This window comes from Enterococcus sp. AZ163 (genome assembly GCF_050498925.1).
Classification (GTDB): domain Bacteria; phylum Bacillota; class Bacilli; order Lactobacillales; family Enterococcaceae; genus Enterococcus_A; species Enterococcus_A ferrettii.
The window spans coordinates 207,954-225,108 of the sequence record NZ_JBIPAO010000001.1 but is presented as its reverse complement, the minus strand read 5'-3'; the positions used below and the strand labels follow the sequence as shown (position 1 = coordinate 225,108).

The following is a 17,155-nucleotide window of genomic DNA, read 5'->3' as shown; positions in this document are numbered from 1 at the left end:
GCTAAACTGAAATAAAAGGAGGTAGATCATGAAGTTCAAAGGACCTATGCTGGTAGTGAAGGATATGGAAAAATCAAAAGCATTTTATACTAAGGTAATCGGTGTTCGAGTGATTGCAGATTTAGGTGAAAATGTAACTCTGACAGGAGGTTTGTCGCTGCAAACCGAAAGCTCATGGGTAGAGTTTACCCATTGTACGCCTGACTTTTTCAAGTATCAAGGCAATGATGCCGAAATGTATTTTGAAGAAGATGATTTTGACAGCTTTCGTGAAAAGCTAGCTAAGCTGGGGGTTGAGCAGCTTGGTGAAGAGATTGAAATGCCATGGGGACAAAAAGTAATTCGCTTGTATGATCCAGACAAGCACATTGTGGAAGTCGGTGAGGATTTGTCAGTAATGATGAAACGCCTTCAAGCAACTGGCCTGACTATTGAAGAGCTTGCTGAAAAAACAGGTTTAACACCTAAAATGATTGAACGGCTGTTGAAGTAAATTTAAATAGGGTAAGCAGTGGATAGAAAACTATTCGCTGTTTTTTTTCCGTAGAATCAAAGGGTAACCCCAGTGAAGACCTTAAAAAATAAGGTGAAACGATGGAAATCCCTTCGTTTTTAAGGTTGCTTGTTTGTGAGATAGAAATTTTACTAGTCTTTACTTAGGGTTTGATGGTACGCTTAATTCAAAAAGGGGGATGACTTATGTGTGGACGAACGGCTGATTATTCAAATTAATAATCAGGAGGATTTGTAATAATGGAAGTAATCATTCGAACAATGCAGCCGACGGAATATCCGTTGCTGGAAGAGTTTTTGTATCAAGCAATTTTTCAACGCGACTTGGAGAATTTGATTCCGCGAACGGAAATATATAAGCCGGAAGTACATGTTTACATTGAAGATTTTGGCCAACAAATTGAAGATTATTGTTTATGTGCCGAAACAGCAGGGAAAATTGTTGGCGCAGTTTGGGTGAGAAATATTGAAGGCTTTGGTTCAATTGATGATCAGACACCGGAATTTTCAATTTCTCTTTTACCAGAATATCGAGGGCAGGGGATTGGAACAGCACTGATGAAGCAGATGTTGGCATATCTCAAGCAGGCGGAGTACTCGAAAACGTCTTTAGCAGTACAAAAGGATAACTATGCGCTTCAAATGTATCAAAATGTCGGCTTTACGATTGTTGACGAGAATGAACAAGAATATATTATGGTCTGTTTTCTAGAAGAGCTTTCCGACTAAAACATCCGTCCAAAGTCTCTTTTTTGAAAAAGAAAGTTTGCGTATAATAGATGAAAAGATGAAAAAGTAGGGAATTAAGATGAAAAAAGAAACTGAGGATGCAAAACAAAAGCGAAATTTTGACAAGGTGAACAAGCGAGCGCAGGAAAATTTTCAAAGGTTGAACAGAAAGAATAGAATCCAGCAGCTTTGTTTGTTGCTGGTGATGATGGTTTTTTTAGGATTATTTGCGATAAGACTTTTACCAGGCAACTATCAAAGTTACGCTGAAAATAATCAAAAATATACCGCTCAGATTGAGCAATTGGAGTTGGAAAAATCAGCGATTCTCTCTGGGGAGAAGGAAGCAGCGACCGGAAATTTTAAAGAAACATTGGATGAGAATCTGGCTAATTTAAAGGACTATCCAGAACAGAATGATCTTTATACAGTGGATATAAAAGGTACGAATGCATCCATTCGCTTAAATCGTAATAACCTTTTTATCTCGGACAATGCCAATATGATGAATAAAGAGACTAAAAAGAAAATATATGATTTAAACAAACAATTGGCAGCCAGTACAAATGGTGCACAGCTGCAGGTCGTTACCGTACCAGCATTACCTTCGGGTGAGAGTATTGAATCTTATGCTGAAAAGATTTTCAATCAGCTGGGAATTGGTAACAAGGATGAGGATAACGGTGTTTTGTATTTAATCGCCTTGGGAGATCAGGAATTTCGTCTAGAAGTTGGTTATGGATTGGAAGGTTTGATTACAGATTCGACTGCTGATGACATTATTAGTGACGATGATGTAGTGGAAGCTTTTGAAGATAAAAAATATGATGTGGCAGTTAGCCAAGTAGTGGACGACGTGTTTAATATCATGAATTCAAAGACGGCTTTAGTAGATTCGCAAATTGCTGCTATCACTCGGACAAAACGCAATAACCAATTGCTTTACTGGCTGCAGATAATCATTTTATTGATTGGAATCCTCTTATTAGCAGGGGTTTTAATTAGCAGTTTTCGAGGTAGAAGGTTGATGAAGCAGTACTATCAGGGATTTCAAACTGACTTGGAGACTTTCCAACGAGGAAGAAGTACGCAGGAGAAAGCTGCTCGAATAATCAAAATAAAGAAAACATCCTTTTACTATTTGATGATGGCTGAGATAGGAACTATTTGGTCAGCTGGACAAGTTAAAAATGCAGTAAAGCGTGGAAGAATCCTAGCAAAATATCCAAAGGCTAAGAAACAGTCTTTGGGTCGTATTCTAGTAGGGGATACTCTGTATGGCTATAATGGCGATGTGATCACTACTGCTTACTTAGCTTCCCACTACAATCCGTCCAATCATTCAGACAGCGGTTCAAGCGGCAACAGTGGCGGCGGCTCTTGGGGTTCCTTTGGTGGAGGATCTTCCGGTGGCGGTGGTGCTTCTGGCGGCTGGTAAATACAAATAGAAAATGAGCCCCGCTTTATAGCGGTGGCTCATTTTTAGTCTCGTTGCTAGTCTCGTTGCTAGTCTCGTTGCTAGTCTCGTTGCTAGTCTCGTTGCTAGTCTCGTTGCTAGTCTCGTTGCTAGTCTCGTTGCTAGTCTCGTTGCTAGTCTCGTTGCTAGTCTCGTTGCTAGTCTCGTTGCTAGTCTCGTTGCTAGTCTCGTTGCTAGTCTCGTTGCTAGTCTCGTTGCTAGTCTCGTTGCTAGTCTCGTTGCTAGTCTCGTTGCTAGTCTCGTTGCTAGTCTCGTTGCTAGTCTCGTTGCTAGTCTCGTTGCTAGTCTCGTTGCTAGAAGAAACGGCAGGTTCATTTTTTAACTCTTCAATGATTTCTTCCACTGGTTTTTCTGAAGTTTCTTGAGGAAGAATTTCTGTTAAAGGTTGTACATTTGGCAGTTCTTTTTCTCTAAAGAAGAAGCGTAAAAAGCTGCTGTTGCTGCGGACAGTTATCTCATCTGTTGGCATTAAGGTGAACACAAACAATTCAATGGAGATAATTAGATTAAGAAACAGACACAGCATAGATGCTACATAATACCCTGGTGACCACGTACTAGCTACTTGAAAAGTAAATTGGAACATGCCTAATAAAAATAGTGCAATGTAGTGAACCAGTAGTCCCCGTCCTCGAAGTCCCGCATCTCGCATCCTACGAGTCATTAATGACAAGTTTGGCAGTAAGATGGCCAACGAATAAACAAAATAGAAAATTAAAATTGGCAAAATACGAAATAATGCACTGAATACTTCCCAAGCAATCTCATCATCAGACATATAATAGTCATAGTATCCATACATCATGCCGGTATTAATAATTGCTGAAAATAGCGTTGTAAATAAAATGAGTCCAAACAAAAGGCGAATAGACATCAAAATAAGTTGAACCCACCAATACCCTGCACGGGTTGTCCGCCCTTTAAACTCTACATATCCGACAAAAAAATCCTTAATGGCTTGTTTAAAGCCTACTTCTCCTGGAACCTGATTAATAACCTTCATTCATTTTAACTCCTTTATTGTCACTCCAAAATAGTCAATAACTCATTATTAAGAAACAATGGTTATCGTTCCTCCTATTGTATACACAACTCAAACAAAATAGCTATGTAATTTTAAAAATAAAAAAGAGAATTTGGCTGGTTCATTTTACAGAAAAAAATAGGTAACGAAAACGAACATATTTGGTTAACTATGGTTGGTGTTCATTTCTTCAGTGGTTGCCTATGATAATTACAAGAGGTGTGAAAAATATGAAGCGGGTAAAAAGTAATATTTCTGCTAATCTGAATTGTTTAAGAAGGCAAAGTCGCATGTCGCAAGAAGAAATTGCTGAAAGAATTGGGGTAACTCGTCAGGCGGTTGCCAAATGGGAAAAGGGTAACGCTCTTCCTTGTATTGTTAATTGTATTTTATTGGCAGAATTGTTTGATGTTTCATTGAATGATTTTGTCAATTACGATTCAAAACAAACGGGAATACCAATTCCATCAAAGAGTAGGCATTAGTTGAGAACAGTGACGATGAATGACCATGGTCAAATTGTTCTGTCAAAGAAAGCTAAGGAAACCATGGAATACAAGACAGGAGATGTTTTAGTTGTGTTGGGGGATTGTAATCCGTTAACCGCGGGAATTGTTTTGTTAAGCAGTGAAGTATTTTTCCGTCTGACTGGTCAATCGAAAGTTCGCTTGTCTGAGGATAAACAGCTATCAAATAATTGAGAAAAGGAAGAAGAGGGAGAACCATGGACTTATTAAAAATTGAAGGATTAACTAAGCATTATTCCAGTTTTACATTAGAAGATATTTCCTTTGCATTGCCCAAAGGACAGATCATGGGCCTGATTGGAAAAAATGGGGCAGGGAAAAGTACGACATTAAAATCATTGTTGAACCTAGTGCATCCAGATTCTGGCAAAATCGAAATGTTTGGGAAGGATTTCTTAGACAATGAAAAAGCCTGTAAGCAGCAAATGGGAATTGTATTAGGCGGAATTGATTTTTATGAGCAAAAAAGGGTGTCCTTAATTACTAAAGTGACAAAACGATTTTACCCAACTTGGGATGAATCAGCCTATGAAAAATACTTGTCAGTATTTTCTTTGGATCCTCAGAAAAAGGGGAAGGATTTATCGGCTGGAATGAAGGTGAAATATATGATTGCTTTGGCCTTGTCCCATGATGCCAAATTGTTGATTTTAGATGAGCCTACCAGTGGTTTAGATCCAGTCTCTAGAGATGATTTGCTGGAATTGTTTCAGCATTTGGTTCAAGGAGGCGAACGCAGCATTCTCTTTTCTACCCATATCACGTCAGATTTAGAGAAATGTGCAGATTCAATTACGTACATCAAAGAAGGAAAAATGGTTGCCAATGCACCAAAAGAGGTTTTTTTACACTCCTTTGACTATTTGAAGAAGCCAGACGAGCACGCACTCTCGCTTGAGGAAATTATGATTCGTACGGAAAGGAAGAGTTACGATGTTTAATTTATTGTACAAGGAAATTCGTTTAGCAGCTCATCCTAATTTATTCATTTTTACCTGTATGGGGGTACTAGTTTTAGTCCCGGCTTATCCATATGGGATCATATTCTTATTTAGCGGGCTGGGCATATATATCAGTTTTATGTACGGACGTGAAACAAATGACATTTACTATACAGCTTTATTACCGGTTCGGAAACGTGACACGGTAAAAGCCAAATGTTTGCTGGTAGTGCTGGCAGAGTTGATTCAGATGCTGATATCTTTACCTTTTATTTTTTTACGATTGGCTATTTTGTCTAACGGAAACCCAGTTGGAATTGAAGCAAATGTAGCTTTTTATGGCATGGGGTTTTTCATTTATGCTGTTTTCAATGTGATTTTTTTGACTGTCTTTTTCAAGACAGCTTATAAGGCAGGGAAAGCTTTTGTATTAGCGATGATTCCTGCAATAATCATAATGACTTTAATGGAAATTATCGTTCATTTTCCTAATTTCTATTGGTTGGATAGCGTCAAGCAGCCGGAGCTGCTTCGACAGTTGCCTATTCTGATTATTGGATTTTTGGTTTATGTTTCAGCAACAATTGTTGCTTACCACGTATCGGTTAATCGATTTGAAAAAGTAGATTTGTAAAGTAGATTTATTAAGTACATCTGTGAATCCTGATGACAAAGGATTTGCAGATTTTTTGCGATCAAACAAATTTTGCTCCAAAAATGAGAGGTTCCAGCTAAGAAGCCATGCTATTCTAGATAGTAAGAAGGCTATCACTTTTCTTGCTTAGAAAAGGATACATAGATTTAGTTTAGCTTTTGGTATAGTGGAAAAAAGAGGAGGAATGAAAAATGGAACACAGAATTGTAGAATTAGACGCGTTTAAGATAGTTGGCTACAAAAAGGAGTCAACTAATGAAAATCAACAGGGGATGCAAGATTGCCCCGCTCATTGGGGTGAGATTTTATCTGCTGGGAAACAGGAGGCACTGCTGCCGTTGATTAATCGGGAGCCATTCGGTTTGATTGGTGCTAGCTTCTATAATGTTGATTCTAGTGATGCGAAACGATTCGACTACTATATCAGTGTGGCTACTACAGAGGAAACACCGGATGAGTTGGAAGAAATAGAAGTGCCAGCCAATACTTGGGCAGTTTTTCCAACGACCAAGGAAGCCTCTGGACAGACACAAGTTGAAATTGTCTCAAAATGGGGTCCCCAGTCAGAAGAGTATGAATTATTGAATACTGGCTATATGACAGGAGAGATGGCTTCAGGAGGACCAGATATGGAGGTTTACGGAAGTGGTGACGACATTGAAATTTGGGTACCAGTGAAGAAAAAATAGCTGAAGAAATCTCTGTTTTAGTGTGCTATGCTTAATAGAAGACTAAAACAGGAGCTAAACAATATGACCACAGACATCCAACGATTTACAGCGACTCTAGCTTATATAGAGGATCACTTATTTGGAGAAATTTCGTTGAAGACGCTGGCAAAACAAGCTTTGCTGTCAGAATATACATTTCATCGTTTTTTTACTTATTTAACGGGCTACTCCTTTTCTAATTACGTTCGCAATCGCCGCTTGTCTGAAGCGGTTGGTTGCTTGCGTCAAGGGGAGCTGGTTGATACGATTGCAGAGCAGTGCGGCTATGCAAACCGTTCTGCTTTTCATCGTGCCTTTGTGAAATTCCATGGCTTAACACCTGCTCAAGCCAAAGAAGAATTTGCTGCGGTTAATTATTTTCCGCCGATGCGTTTAACCATTCAAATCGATGGTGGAAAAACGTTAAATTATCGGATTGAACAGCTGCCAGCCTTTCAAATTGTTGGTAAAATGGCTAGCTATTTGCTGGACGAGCAATTGTTTCAACAAACAGGTCAACAGTGGGAGCAGTTTTTCACGGATCAAAGCTTACGAACGTTTGCGGAGACTGAGGCCACCAATAAACGTTTCTTTGGAATAAATCGGGCACCTTATTTTGCAGTAGCGAATCCGCAAATTGCGGACAGCGGGATGCTAAACTACTTCACAGGATTTGTCCTGACTGAGGGACAAACTAGCGAGTATCCCACGTTCTCAATACCTAAGCAAAGTTATGCGGTTTTTACCAGTGAGCGTTATGATTATCGCATAACTGAGAATGTGTCTAGCACCTATAATCAATTGCAGCAGCAGATATTCAATACGTGGCTGCCGCAAACCCATTATCAAAAAATTGAGGGGCCTGAGCTGGAGACGTACATCACGTTAGGTGAGCAAGCGTGTTTAGAAATTTGGTTGCCTGTCCATAAATAAAGGAGTGTCTAGCATGACTGTTAGTAAATGGTATCAGAAAAGAGAAGGCCAAGCCGAGCATTTGGTTTATTTGAATAAAGAAGGCAAGGAATTAGAGAAGCTGTTGACGCATGAGAAAACTATGATCATTCGTGGAGCTGCCGGCAAAAAGCTGCCTTTAGGTGGACGAGCAAAGGTTGGGGATATCGCCTATTTTGTTGAAACAGGCGGGAACTTGTTAGTTACTCATCGCGGTGTAATTACTCAGGTAATCGAAAGTGAAAAAATGACTAAAGAAGAATCTGCTGCTTTTATCCAACAGTTTGAAAAGGAATTGAATTTGTCGAAGAAGCAGCATGATCGCTGGGCTGGTAAGAAATATCTTGCTGTTTTTGAAATAGATCTTATTGAAGAGCTTGAGCCGTTTGCTTATAATCGCGGCAAAAATATGGATGATTGGGTCATTACGGATTCAATTGAAGAAATTAAAGCATAGCAATCGTCGGAAATCTGCCAATTCAGCTGGGGAGATTTTCGACTTTTTGCATGACGAAGACAATACCTCTTGACCTTCCTCTATACAGGAAGGTTTATAGTTGGGGTAGGAGGAGAATACATGTATACAATCGGTGAATTTTCTAAAATTTCTAAACTGACAGCTAAAGCGCTGCGCTATTATGATCAAGAAGGATTGTTGAAGCCCTCTGCTCGCGGCACCAACGGATACCGATATTATTCTGTTGCTGATTTAGACAAGGCTGAACTGATTCTTTTGTTAAAGCAGTTCGACTTCACTATTGCCGAAATGCAGGAAGTGTTGGCCTATGATTTGGAAGAAGCGGATTTAGCCGGCTATTTATTCGAAAAACGGCAAATGCTAGAGCAAAGAGTAACCCAACAAAAAGAATTAATTCGCCAACTCGATAACCTCCTGACAACAACTAAAATGAGGGAGCGAAGACAAATGAACTATGAAATGATGGTGGAACAATTACCAGCTGAACAAGTTGCTTTATGGTATTTCGAAGGGACCTTTCGAGAGATTGGCAGCTACACTGGCAAGCTGTTTCAGGAGGTCAAAGGCCGAGCAAACGGAGCCCCATTTTGTTTATACTTTGACGAAGAAGTGAATGAGATTGGAAAAATGGCGCTCGGCGTTCCGATTAAAAAGGCTTTTGCTTCTGATAAAGTAACAATTACTACTTTCCCAGCCAGGAAGGTATTGTCTACGATGCATATTGGTGAATACGACCGCCTGCATGAAGCGTATAAAGCGTTGATCGACTATGCGAAAGAACATCAGTTGACACTGGACACTCCTTGGCGAGAACTGTATCTAAAGGGACCTGGCAAGCTGTTTAAGGGAAATCCTGAAAGTTATCAGACCAAGATTCTTGTGCCGATAAAAGAATAGAAGTTGATTTAAGCTAATGAAAAGTAAAGCCAGGCTGAGTAGTATCTTCAGCTTAGCTTTACTTTATTTATGTCGTCTAATAAAACAATATTCGTCATAGGGAACATTGGGGCTGTGATGAGTTTCCACCAGTTCAAAGCCGAAATGCTGATAAATGGGGATATTGCTTTCAGTCATAGTCTCTAAAACGATATCTTGTCCCTTGGTTTGGCATTCTATAAGAATAGGTGTCAGCATTTTCCGCAAGACACCGGTTCCTTTGGCTTCTTTAGCAACAGCGACTTGGCAGAGGTAGTAAGCATTTTTAGTATATTTTTTATGCCAACGAGTGTGAATTTCAGTAATTAATTTATTTTTTTCTAGAAGAAGCTTCTGTTCCAGCCTAGGCATTTTTCTAAATGGGTTTGGGGTAGCTAAGCTATAAAATAGTTGGTGGGGCAGTGAAAATTTTTTCAAAGGAATGCCGGCTATTGCTCCAAGTAAAGGATCTTGATAAAGATAAATATCGCCATACTTTAAAAATATAGCGGTTTGGGCAGTCACTAAAGCAGTCAATGTTTCTTTGGGGGTAGCTAAATCTTGTGACAAAAAATTAAAGTGTTCCAGACCCCAAAAACGGTCAACTATAAAATCAGTAATGACTTGTAAATCTTCCATTTGTGCTCTTCTCATAAGTGATCTCCTCATTTCTCAGCTTGTTCTTTAATCTTATCTGACCTAAACTAGAGGAGAAGGATAATTCTACTATAGTGGAATTTTCAAATAGAAAAGGGTGATTAAATGGAGGGAAAGCTTTTTCGGCAGCTCCGTAAAGAGCGCGGCTTAAGTATGCAGGAGCTTGCCAATGAGTGGAACAGTGTGGCTTTTATCAGCAAATTTGAAAAAGGAAATACAAATATCAGCTTTAAGCGTTTTGAACAGCTGCTCAATGGCATTAATGTGACGATGGAAGAATTTTTGTATTTGCGTTCTCAAGCGGAAGAACAGTCGGTGTACAATTATCTGTCTGACCATCCCTTTTATTTATCCGGAAAGTTTGTTGCTTATCTGGATCAGATTTTTCACTGCAACCATCTAGCGAATAAATCTGGGGATTTTGCCAAAGGCCAAGAAGAGATGAGACAGCTGGAGAAGGCAATTGGCCAGGAGACCAATTGGGGCAAATTTTTAGGAATTCTCTGTCAACTGCTGGTATTGAACTATCAAGTGAATGAAGAGGGAAAAGCGAGGAAAACAGTTGATTTGGATCATTTGTTTAAGCAATCCCACACGCTTTCAGCGCCGATTGTCAGCTATTTGTACAAGATAGATAATTGGAGTGTTTTTGAAGTGATGCTGTTTCGTTTTTTTCAGTTTAGCTTTCCAGTAGAAACTACTAGGCAGTTGCTGCGAACGGCAGTTGCTCGAACGAAAAAGCAAGAGGGATTGCAGGCGATGCAAGGTATGCGTTTTGAACTGCTTTTCGGTACCTGTACCACTTTTATTAATTTCCAAAAGCTTACTTGGGCACAAGAAGTGCTGAAGGAAGCCGAGGAATTGTTGTATGATCAGGGGGATTTGCTGAATAGCAGTAAGCTGCTGTTTTATCAAGGCTGGCTGAAAATTGCTTCTGGCTCCGTTGAGATGGGCAAGCAAAAATGTGACCAAGCACTTTCTATTTTTCGAATTTTGCAGCAGCCAGAAATGCAGCAGGAATACAGTGACCTCTTTTCGACGATTTTGAAAAATCGTGAGGAGCCTAATAATTGTCTGGTATTTGCTTAAAAAAGCTGTTATTAAGAAGATTCTTAACAACAGCTCAAAGGCTATTTAGTCAATGCATTTTCGCAAGCCTTGAGAATTGCTTGGCTGCTCATGGTTGCTCCGCTGATGGCATCTACCTGCAAGGATTGCTTGTCAACGATTTCCGAAGCAATTGTCTCGGCTTTTTTGCCTAAGCCAGTTTGATGTTCCGTAATTTGAACCGCAGAAATCTTTCCATCAGCAATGGTTACGTTGACTTTAGCAATCACTGGTTTAAGGCTTGCTTCACCAGAATAGGTGCCATCAGGCAATTCTCGAGGGTCAACTTTAGTGATTGCTACATTCTTCAGCATACTTTTTGAATAAATAATTGCTCCAAAGAAAATGAGGCATCCGGCAGCAAGTACAATAATCAGCCCGGTTACTAATTTAGACATAGGCCTCAAGCTCCTTTTTTACGTAATCAATAAGTGGAGCAATCGTTTCTTCAGCAGTAAAGTCAATTTGCTGATTATAAGTAGCCAAAAATTCTCGATCTTCCTCATTAGGCTGCACACTTATTTTTTTCTCAGCATCTTTTTTCTTGAATGCCATCATTAGTCGGTGCATTTTTGATAATTGACCATAGTCAATTCCACCACGTAGATGAAAAATTTTAGTATTCTGTAATTGCTCTTTACTTAAGTTGTTGTTCAATATTGGACTATAATCCGTGACTTTAGGATCGGCTAACCCCACAGTGAACAAAATTAACTTTTCTCCTGAATGTTCCTTCAACAGCTTAAATCCTTTAATTCCACTAGCATACAACCCACCACCGAAGATCAACCATTCATAATTTTGCAGCTGTTCTTTAGTAGTTTTAGCTGCATCCAATAAAGGAGCCTGCAAGCTTTCGGCAATCCATTGAGCATATTGCTGTGTGGTTCCATAATGTGAACCATAAATTACTGCGACTTTTTCCATTTAACTTCCACCTCTCCTTATTCAAATGCCAATTGTTCTAGTTCTTCTACCCCTTCATACAGCTTCATAAAAATAATAAAAAATTGTTCGACTTCTTCATCGGAATAGCCTTCAAATAGTCGTCCTAGAGCTGTACTGTGCAGGGCAGCTACCTTGGCAAAATAGTCTACCCCTTCAGGCGTAATAGTCAGAAGTGACTTCCGTTTATCCTGGGTACTCTGCTTGATCTTTACTAGCTGTTTCTTCTCTAAAGACAAGGCTAGTTTTTTTGCGGTTTGGCGAGAGCTGCCTAATAGCTCCCCGATTTGAGTCAAGGTCAAGCCCTCTTCGGGTGCATTTTTCACCATGGTCAGCAGCATAAATTGCTTTAAAGTAACAGCTGGATCAAGTTTGTCAAAGGAAGTTTGCAGACGATTGCCTAAGATAAACAGGCTGGAAAAAATTGCTCGCTGTTGGGAATTTCGATTTTTACTAAAGGTTTCAATCAAATGATGGATATCCATAATAGCCTCCTCTTGAGTAACTAGTTACCTTTTTAGTATAGCATGGACAAAAGCAGAGAAAAATACGTCGCAGGTCCTAATTAGAGAAGTAGGTGCTGTTTTTTTAACAAATCAAAAAGAAACACATGTCCCAATAATTATACGAACAAACTTTCGCTTTGTTGTGGTAAAATAGATAGGATTGGAGGCGAAAGCAATGAAATTTTTACACGCAGCAGATTTGCACTTGGACCGTTCTTTTGAGGGACTGATCGACGTAGCAGATAGCTTTCAACCTTATTTATTGCAGGCAAATCAGCAAATGCTGACAAATTTAGTCGATACAGCAATTAAAGAGACGGTTGATTTTGTCTTATTGGCTGGTGATACATTTCATCAGAATCGGCCAACATTAAAAACACAGCGCTATTTCTTTTCTGAGATGGAACGTCTGCAGCAAGCAGAGATTCCAGTTTTTATGAATTTTGGCAATCATGATTATTATCAAGCAGAGCGTTACTGGTTTACCTTTCCAGACAATATCGTTTTATTTACAAAAGAAACAGTGGAAACCAAACGCTTTACTACTAAAGCGGGAGAGGATGTAGCTGTCAGCAGCTTCAGCTTTCAACATCCGACGATTGAACAGGAGATGCTTCCACAGTTTCCAGTGAAAAATAGCGGCACCTTTCATATAGGAATGTATCATGGTGGACAAATGCCCTATGCCCCGTTTACTGTAGCCAAGCTCATTGAAAAAGGGTATGACTACTGGGCTTTGGGGCATATTCATGTACCACAGATCCTATCGGAGCATCCATGGATTGTTTATCCAGGAACACCACAGGGGCATACCCAGAAGGAAACGCAGTTGTCTGGTATTCAATTAGTGGAGAAAAGTGATGGGTTCGTAAAAGTACGTTCTATCCCTATTGCAGAGGTTCAATGGGAAAAACAACGGGTCTCTTTGGCTCATGTCCGCAATAATCCTCAACTTTTTCAAGCGGTGAAGGAACAGGTGCAGTTTTCTCAGCCGACTTTATTGCAAATCGAGCTAACCGATGGTGAAACGCTCGGATCAGAATTGAGGTATCAGGTGGCATCCGGTGAACTGCGAATGATTTTGCAGGAAGAATTACCTGAACAGATTTTTTTGTGGCAGCTGACAATGACAGATACCTCAGAAGAGCGACCGTATTTAGCAGTGGATGAAGTGCTAGTGGATCAGCTCTTGACAACCTATGAAGAGCCGCAAGTTTTTCAAGCGCTGCTGCAGGAGTTAGATCAAAATCCTGCGATTCATCCGTTGTTAACCAATCAGTTTAAACAAGAGGTTATTGAAGAACTAGCTCAAACATTGAAGGAATCATATCGTTTTAGAAAACCTGTTTCTTCAGATGAGACGAATAGATAAGGGGGAGAGAGGCTCATGTGGATAAAAAAAGCAGAAATTACCGGCTTTGGCAAGTGGCGGCAGCAGACATTCTTGTTTGAGGCGAAAAACCAGCTTGTGTATGGGTTAAATGAAGCGGGCAAATCAACTCTCTATCAATTTATTCAGGCCATGCTGTTTGGCTTTCCTAACAAGCGGAAAAAGGGTCAGGATTACACTCCAGAGGATGGTAGCGGTTATGGCGGACGTTTAACGATCCTTACTCCTAAATATGGTCAGATTACTATCGAGCGCTATAAAAATAAGAACAAGGGCAAAGCTATTGTTCAGTTGGAAGAGGGGCAGCAGGGAACTGAAGAGTTGTTGGAAACGATTCTGTATCCCTTAAATCAGGAGCTTTTTCAACAGGTATTTACCTTTCAGCAGGAGCAGCTGCAGCAGCTGGAATATCTACAGGAGGATGCTCTGCATGAGGCTTTAGTTTCATTAGGATTATCCGGCAGCAACCAATTGTTTGAACGAAAAGGCAGTTTGCAAAAACGATATGAAGCGATCTATAAACCCCGTGGGCGTAAGCAAACCTTAAATCAGGCAGTGCAAAACTGGCAGGTTTTACAACAGAAAATTCAGCAAAAGGAAGCTCAGGAGGCAGATTTCCAGTCCTTGGTGCGTCAGGCTGATGAATTGCAAATGCAGGTGAGTCAGCAGGAAAGTATGCATCAAAAAGCCCAGCAGGAGCAATTGCAGTTGGAGCAGCAGCGTTTAAACTGGAACAATTATGCAGAATACTTGGCTTTACAGGAGTTAGATCTGACCCAGCGAGGCAGTGAAGAGGACCATCAGCAGCTGCAGGAATTTTATCAAGAGTATCAGCAGCTGAACAAAGAGCTGGAGAAGCTGCAGCAAGCATTGCAGCGACACAGTGGGATGGATCAGCACTCTGCGAAGTATTATTTCTATTTAGAGCATGAAGAAAAAATTCAGCAGTTATTAGAACAAAAGGTTGCGGTTCTCCGCCTACTGGATGAAGAGCAGCGCTTAGCAGTTCAGTTAGCGCAACAACAGGCAGCAAACTTCGGTTGGACGGCTGAACAGCCACCTCTGCCTTTTCCTGATAATCAGGTCATCACTAAATTATTTGGTCCAATCCAGCAAGGCCAAAAGCAAGTCGAAGAGCAATTGATTCGTCTGCAAATTGTCAAAGAACAACGAGATCAGACAGAAGCTGTTTTGAATCAGTATGAGAAACAACACCCTGAGCTGTTCAATCAGCCAAGACGCAAACCATGGGGCTGGTTAGCAGCAGGTGCCTCCCTTATAGCAGCTTTTCTACTGCCGCCACCTTGGCGTTATGGTTTAGTTGTACTTTCGGCATTAAGTATCCTGTGGGGATTGCGCAAGCCTAATTTGACTGTCAGCAAAGAAACCTGGCAGGAAAAGCTGGGGCAGCTGGATATTTACGAAGGACAGTTGGCAGAGTTAGAAGGAAAGCTGTCACAGCAGGAACAACAGCAGCAAACACTTCAGCAGCAATTGCAGCAAGAGCTGAGCCGCCGTCGACTACCGCTGCGGGAGTCTGAGCTGGAGATCCAGCAAGTGAATCAAGCTGCACAGCAATTTTTAGCTCAGCAGGAGCAGCAAACGGAGTGGATAAAAGCACAGCAAGCCATCCATCAGGAGCTGTTGAAGCAGGAACAAGAATTTAATTTCTTGCAAGAATGGCTACCGCTGCAGGGAAAAAATATAAGTGGAAAATTTGCAGCGTTGGAGCAGTATGCTAAAGAAATGGAGCAGATTCGTTTTGCCCAGACCTATCAGGAAAATACCATGCTGCAGCAGCGGATGAATGAAACTAAAAAACAGCAGCAGCTATTAATTAGTCAGCATCAAGCTTTATTGCGGCAGCTGGGATTGCATTACCCATCTGAAGTTCCAGCCTTTTTGCAACAGCAGCAGGAATTAAGACAAAAGAAGCAGCGGTTGCAAGATTTAACGAGAACCGTAGCACCTTTATTTCCAAAAGCCAGTTCGTTGGAAACAATTGAGGATAATTTGCGTATCTTAAGAGGTCGGCAGCAAACGAATCAAGAACACTTACGCCAATTGCAGGAACAAGAACAGCGCTTGCGTTTGCAGATTGATCAAATGCAAGCCGACGGAACCTTGGATGCCTGGTATCAGCAAGCCAGTCAACAAAAAGCGGTCGTTAACCAGCTGCTAAAGGAATATACAGCAGCTAAACTGGAAAGTCAGTTGCTGCAGGATATTGCCACAGAGTTATCGGAGCAGCAGCTTCCCGAATTAATGAAGCAGGCTAGCCGTTACTTTCAAGTTTTAACGGATTATGAGCAGGCCCGTTTAGATTTTCTAGATGGAATCGTGACGGTGAATCATCGGCCGGTATATAGCTTATCCACTGGGACCAAGGATCAGGTAATTATGGCAATTCGTTTTGCCTACTTGGCATTACAAAAGAACCATCCTTGGTGTCCGATCATTATTGATGATGGCTGGCTGCATTATGATCATCAGCGAAAACGGCAATTGGCCAAGCTATTTGCCGAATTTAGTAAAGATTATCAAATCATCTGTTTGTCATCTGACCAAGAAATGGTAAGCTATTATCAAGAGCTTCACCAACCTGTTTGGGAATTGAAGGGAGTTTCACGATGAAGAAAATTAAAGAATTGACTGTTGATGAGCAATTTGAAATGTACGTATTGATTAAGAATGCCGATGTTCGCTTGGCGAAAAACGGCAAGAAATTTATCGCCTTTACCTTCCAGGATACTTCTGGCACAGTAGACGGCAAGTTTTGGGATGCTTCAGAGGACGAAATTAAAAAATTTAAAGCGGGACAAGTCGTTGCCCTAACTGGGAAACGCGAAATCTATCAGGGAAATCCGCAGGTGAAAATTCTGCACCTCCGAGTAACGAAGCCTGAAGAACCTAGCGATCCAAGCTTATACATGGAGCGCGCACCGATTCGTCGGGAAGAGATGGAAGAAGAAATCAACCAGACGTTGTTTGAGATTACCAATGCTCACTGGAACCGGATTGTTCGTTTCCTATTAAACAACTATCAAAAGGAATTTTTTGAATACCCTGCAGCTAAACGCAATCACCATGCTTTTGCTGGTGGATTGGCCTATCATACGCTGACCATGCTGCGCATCGGAAAATCACTGGTTAAGGAATATCCGCAATTAAATGCTTCGCTGTTGTATGCTGGGATTATTTTGCATGATTTAGGCAAGGTATTGGAATTGTCAGGTCCTTCTTCGACAGAATATACCGTCGTTGGAAATTTAGTGGGACACTTGGTTTTAGTTGATGAAGAGATCAATAAAGCTTGTGCGGCGCTAAAAATCAATGATGCCGATGAAGATGTAGTAGTATTGCGCCACATGGTTTTATCTCATCACGGTTTGCTGGAGTATGGTTCTCCAGTACGCCCGCGTATTATGGAAGCCGAAATTTTGCATCAAATTGACAACATCGATGCTTCTATGCAAATGCTGTCCAGTGCAGTGAAAAATACGGAACCAGGAACATACACTGAACGTATTTTTGGTATGGATAACCGCAGTTTCTATGTACCAAAGGATATTTAATCGAAAATAGGCGAGAATTCTCCTAGGAGATGCATCGCCTTTCTTTTTACACAAA

20 protein-coding genes are annotated in these 17,155 nt (G+C 40.7%); 15 read left to right on the top strand and 5 right to left on the bottom strand.

What is annotated here, in order from left to right; genetic code table 11:
• Nucleotides 1-28 precede the first annotated feature (28 nt).
• The 3 genes from IGI46_RS01140 (at nt 29) to IGI46_RS01130 (ending at nt 2,680) form a co-directional block, all read left to right on the top strand.
• Nucleotides 29-493, top strand: coding sequence for a VOC family protein (locus IGI46_RS01140; protein WP_207705236.1), 465 nt, complete (start codon nt 29-31; stop codon nt 491-493).
• A gap of 260 nt (nt 494-753) precedes the next feature.
• Nucleotides 754-1,242, top strand: coding sequence for an N-acetyltransferase family protein (locus IGI46_RS01135; RefSeq protein ID WP_429964521.1), 489 nt, complete (start codon nt 754-756; stop codon nt 1,240-1,242).
• A gap of 79 nt (nt 1,243-1,321) precedes the next feature.
• Nucleotides 1,322-2,680 carry a TPM domain-containing protein gene (locus tag IGI46_RS01130; protein ID WP_429964520.1) on the top strand — a complete coding sequence of 453 codons (1,359 nt, stop codon included), beginning with the start codon at nt 1,322-1,324 and terminating at the stop codon, nt 2,678-2,680.
• Between the two features lie 25 nt (nt 2,681-2,705).
• On the opposite strand, the gene IGI46_RS01125 is transcribed toward IGI46_RS01130, so the two are convergent.
• A complete protein-coding gene (locus IGI46_RS01125) occupies nt 2,706-3,722 on the bottom strand; it encodes a DUF805 domain-containing protein (RefSeq protein WP_429972677.1) in 1,017 nt (338 codons plus the stop codon).
• 224 nt (nt 3,723-3,946) lie between these two features.
• Between IGI46_RS01125 and IGI46_RS01120 the strand changes: the two genes are divergently transcribed.
• The 8 genes from IGI46_RS01120 (at nt 3,947) to IGI46_RS01085 (ending at nt 8,902) form a co-directional block, all read left to right on the top strand.
• The gene (locus tag IGI46_RS01120; protein WP_429964518.1) at nt 3,947-4,228 is read left to right on the top strand and encodes a helix-turn-helix transcriptional regulator; all 282 of its coding nucleotides are present in this window, start codon (nt 3,947-3,949) and stop codon (nt 4,226-4,228) included.
• Entirely contained in the window at nt 4,229-4,444 is a 216-nt protein-coding gene (locus tag IGI46_RS01115; RefSeq protein WP_429964517.1) for a hypothetical protein, read from the top strand. It abuts the gene before it with no gap.
• Between the two features lie 23 nt (nt 4,445-4,467).
• Nucleotides 4,468-5,211: an ABC transporter ATP-binding protein gene (locus tag IGI46_RS01110; RefSeq protein WP_429972676.1), complete on the top strand. Its 744-nt coding sequence runs from the start codon at nt 4,468-4,470 to the stop codon at nt 5,209-5,211.
• Nucleotides 5,204-5,845: an ABC-2 transporter permease gene (locus IGI46_RS01105; protein ID WP_429964515.1), complete on the top strand. Its 642-nt coding sequence runs from the start codon at nt 5,204-5,206 to the stop codon at nt 5,843-5,845. Before IGI46_RS01110 ends, IGI46_RS01105 begins: the two co-directional genes overlap by 8 nt.
• 212 nt (nt 5,846-6,057) lie before the next feature.
• Nucleotides 6,058-6,555 (top strand): GyrI-like domain-containing protein, encoded by a 498-nt coding sequence (locus IGI46_RS01100; protein ID WP_429964514.1) that lies wholly within the window; start codon nt 6,058-6,060, stop codon nt 6,553-6,555.
• Between the two features lie 63 nt (nt 6,556-6,618).
• The gene (locus IGI46_RS01095) at nt 6,619-7,509 is read left to right on the top strand and encodes a helix-turn-helix domain-containing protein (protein ID WP_429964513.1); all 891 of its coding nucleotides are present in this window, start codon (nt 6,619-6,621) and stop codon (nt 7,507-7,509) included.
• A gap of 13 nt (nt 7,510-7,522) precedes the next feature.
• Nucleotides 7,523-7,984, top strand: coding sequence for a hypothetical protein (locus IGI46_RS01090; protein WP_429964512.1), 462 nt, complete (start codon nt 7,523-7,525; stop codon nt 7,982-7,984).
• A 120-nt stretch (nt 7,985-8,104) separates the two neighbouring features.
• Nucleotides 8,105-8,902 (top strand): MerR family transcriptional regulator, encoded by a 798-nt coding sequence (locus tag IGI46_RS01085; protein WP_429964511.1) that lies wholly within the window; start codon nt 8,105-8,107, stop codon nt 8,900-8,902.
• A gap of 63 nt (nt 8,903-8,965) precedes the next feature.
• Here IGI46_RS01085 and IGI46_RS01080 read toward each other — a convergent pair whose 3' ends face one another.
• On the bottom strand, nt 8,966-9,574 hold the full coding sequence (locus IGI46_RS01080) for a GNAT family N-acetyltransferase (RefSeq protein ID WP_429964510.1): 609 nt from the start codon (nt 9,572-9,574) through the stop codon (nt 8,966-8,968).
• Nucleotides 9,575-9,682: 108 nt separating this feature from the next.
• On the opposite strand from IGI46_RS01080, the gene IGI46_RS01075 reads away from it, so the two are divergent.
• Nucleotides 9,683-10,666 (top strand): helix-turn-helix domain-containing protein, encoded by a 984-nt coding sequence (locus IGI46_RS01075; protein WP_429964509.1) that lies wholly within the window; start codon nt 9,683-9,685, stop codon nt 10,664-10,666.
• A 41-nt stretch (nt 10,667-10,707) separates the two neighbouring features.
• On the opposite strand, the gene IGI46_RS01070 is transcribed toward IGI46_RS01075, so the two are convergent.
• Genes IGI46_RS01070 through IGI46_RS01060 form a run of 3 tightly spaced genes read right to left on the bottom strand, consistent with a single transcriptional unit; the run spans nt 10,708 to nt 12,114 of the window.
• Nucleotides 10,708-11,082, bottom strand: coding sequence for an FMN-binding protein (locus tag IGI46_RS01070; RefSeq protein ID WP_429964508.1), 375 nt, complete (start codon nt 11,080-11,082; stop codon nt 10,708-10,710).
• Nucleotides 11,075-11,611, bottom strand: coding sequence for a flavodoxin domain-containing protein (locus IGI46_RS01065; protein ID WP_429964507.1), 537 nt, complete (start codon nt 11,609-11,611; stop codon nt 11,075-11,077). Before IGI46_RS01065 ends, IGI46_RS01070 begins: the two co-directional genes overlap by 8 nt.
• A gap of 17 nt (nt 11,612-11,628) precedes the next feature.
• Entirely contained in the window at nt 11,629-12,114 is a 486-nt protein-coding gene (locus IGI46_RS01060; RefSeq protein WP_429964506.1) for a MarR family winged helix-turn-helix transcriptional regulator, read from the bottom strand.
• Between the two features lie 196 nt (nt 12,115-12,310).
• Between IGI46_RS01060 and IGI46_RS01055 the strand changes: the two genes are divergently transcribed.
• From IGI46_RS01055 to IGI46_RS01045, 3 genes are read left to right on the top strand one after another with little or no spacing between them, the layout of a single operon-like run.
• Nucleotides 12,311-13,507 (top strand): metallophosphoesterase, encoded by a 1,197-nt coding sequence (locus IGI46_RS01055; protein WP_429964505.1) that lies wholly within the window; start codon nt 12,311-12,313, stop codon nt 13,505-13,507.
• A 15-nt stretch (nt 13,508-13,522) separates the two neighbouring features.
• Nucleotides 13,523-16,159 carry an AAA family ATPase gene (locus IGI46_RS01050; protein WP_429964504.1) on the top strand — a complete coding sequence of 879 codons (2,637 nt, stop codon included), beginning with the start codon at nt 13,523-13,525 and terminating at the stop codon, nt 16,157-16,159.
• Entirely contained in the window at nt 16,156-17,100 is a 945-nt protein-coding gene (locus IGI46_RS01045) for a 3'-5' exoribonuclease YhaM family protein (protein ID WP_207705254.1), read from the top strand. Before IGI46_RS01050 ends, IGI46_RS01045 begins: the two co-directional genes overlap by 4 nt.
• Nucleotides 17,101-17,155: the final 55 nt, after the last annotated feature.

Coding starts and splice junctions, on each gene's coding strand:
- IGI46_RS01140 (WP_207705236.1), top strand. CDS start 29: ATGAAGTTCAAAGGACCTATGCTGGTAGTGAAGGATATGGAAAAATCA.
- IGI46_RS01135 (WP_429964521.1), top strand. CDS start 754: ATGGAAGTAATCATTCGAACAATGCAGCCGACGGAATATCCGTTGCTG.
- IGI46_RS01130 (WP_429964520.1), top strand. CDS start 1,322: ATGAAAAAAGAAACTGAGGATGCAAAACAAAAGCGAAATTTTGACAAG.
- IGI46_RS01125 (WP_429972677.1), bottom strand. CDS start 3,722: ATGAAGGTTATTAATCAGGTTCCAGGAGAAGTAGGCTTTAAACAAGCC.
- IGI46_RS01120 (WP_429964518.1), top strand. CDS start 3,947: ATGATAATTACAAGAGGTGTGAAAAATATGAAGCGGGTAAAAAGTAAT.
- IGI46_RS01110 (WP_429972676.1), top strand. CDS start 4,468: ATGGACTTATTAAAAATTGAAGGATTAACTAAGCATTATTCCAGTTTT.
- IGI46_RS01105 (WP_429964515.1), top strand. CDS start 5,204: ATGTTTAATTTATTGTACAAGGAAATTCGTTTAGCAGCTCATCCTAAT.
- IGI46_RS01100 (WP_429964514.1), top strand. CDS start 6,058: ATGGAACACAGAATTGTAGAATTAGACGCGTTTAAGATAGTTGGCTAC.
- IGI46_RS01095 (WP_429964513.1), top strand. CDS start 6,619: ATGACCACAGACATCCAACGATTTACAGCGACTCTAGCTTATATAGAG.
- IGI46_RS01090 (WP_429964512.1), top strand. CDS start 7,523: ATGACTGTTAGTAAATGGTATCAGAAAAGAGAAGGCCAAGCCGAGCAT.
- IGI46_RS01085 (WP_429964511.1), top strand. CDS start 8,105: ATGTATACAATCGGTGAATTTTCTAAAATTTCTAAACTGACAGCTAAA.
- IGI46_RS01080 (WP_429964510.1), bottom strand. CDS start 9,574: ATGAGAAGAGCACAAATGGAAGATTTACAAGTCATTACTGATTTTATA.
- IGI46_RS01075 (WP_429964509.1), top strand. CDS start 9,683: ATGGAGGGAAAGCTTTTTCGGCAGCTCCGTAAAGAGCGCGGCTTAAGT.
- IGI46_RS01070 (WP_429964508.1), bottom strand. CDS start 11,082: ATGTCTAAATTAGTAACCGGGCTGATTATTGTACTTGCTGCCGGATGC.
- IGI46_RS01065 (WP_429964507.1), bottom strand. CDS start 11,611: ATGGAAAAAGTCGCAGTAATTTATGGTTCACATTATGGAACCACACAG.
- IGI46_RS01060 (WP_429964506.1), bottom strand. CDS start 12,114: ATGGATATCCATCATTTGATTGAAACCTTTAGTAAAAATCGAAATTCC.
- IGI46_RS01055 (WP_429964505.1), top strand. CDS start 12,311: ATGAAATTTTTACACGCAGCAGATTTGCACTTGGACCGTTCTTTTGAG.
- IGI46_RS01050 (WP_429964504.1), top strand. CDS start 13,523: ATGTGGATAAAAAAAGCAGAAATTACCGGCTTTGGCAAGTGGCGGCAG.
- IGI46_RS01045 (WP_207705254.1), top strand. CDS start 16,156: ATGAAGAAAATTAAAGAATTGACTGTTGATGAGCAATTTGAAATGTAC.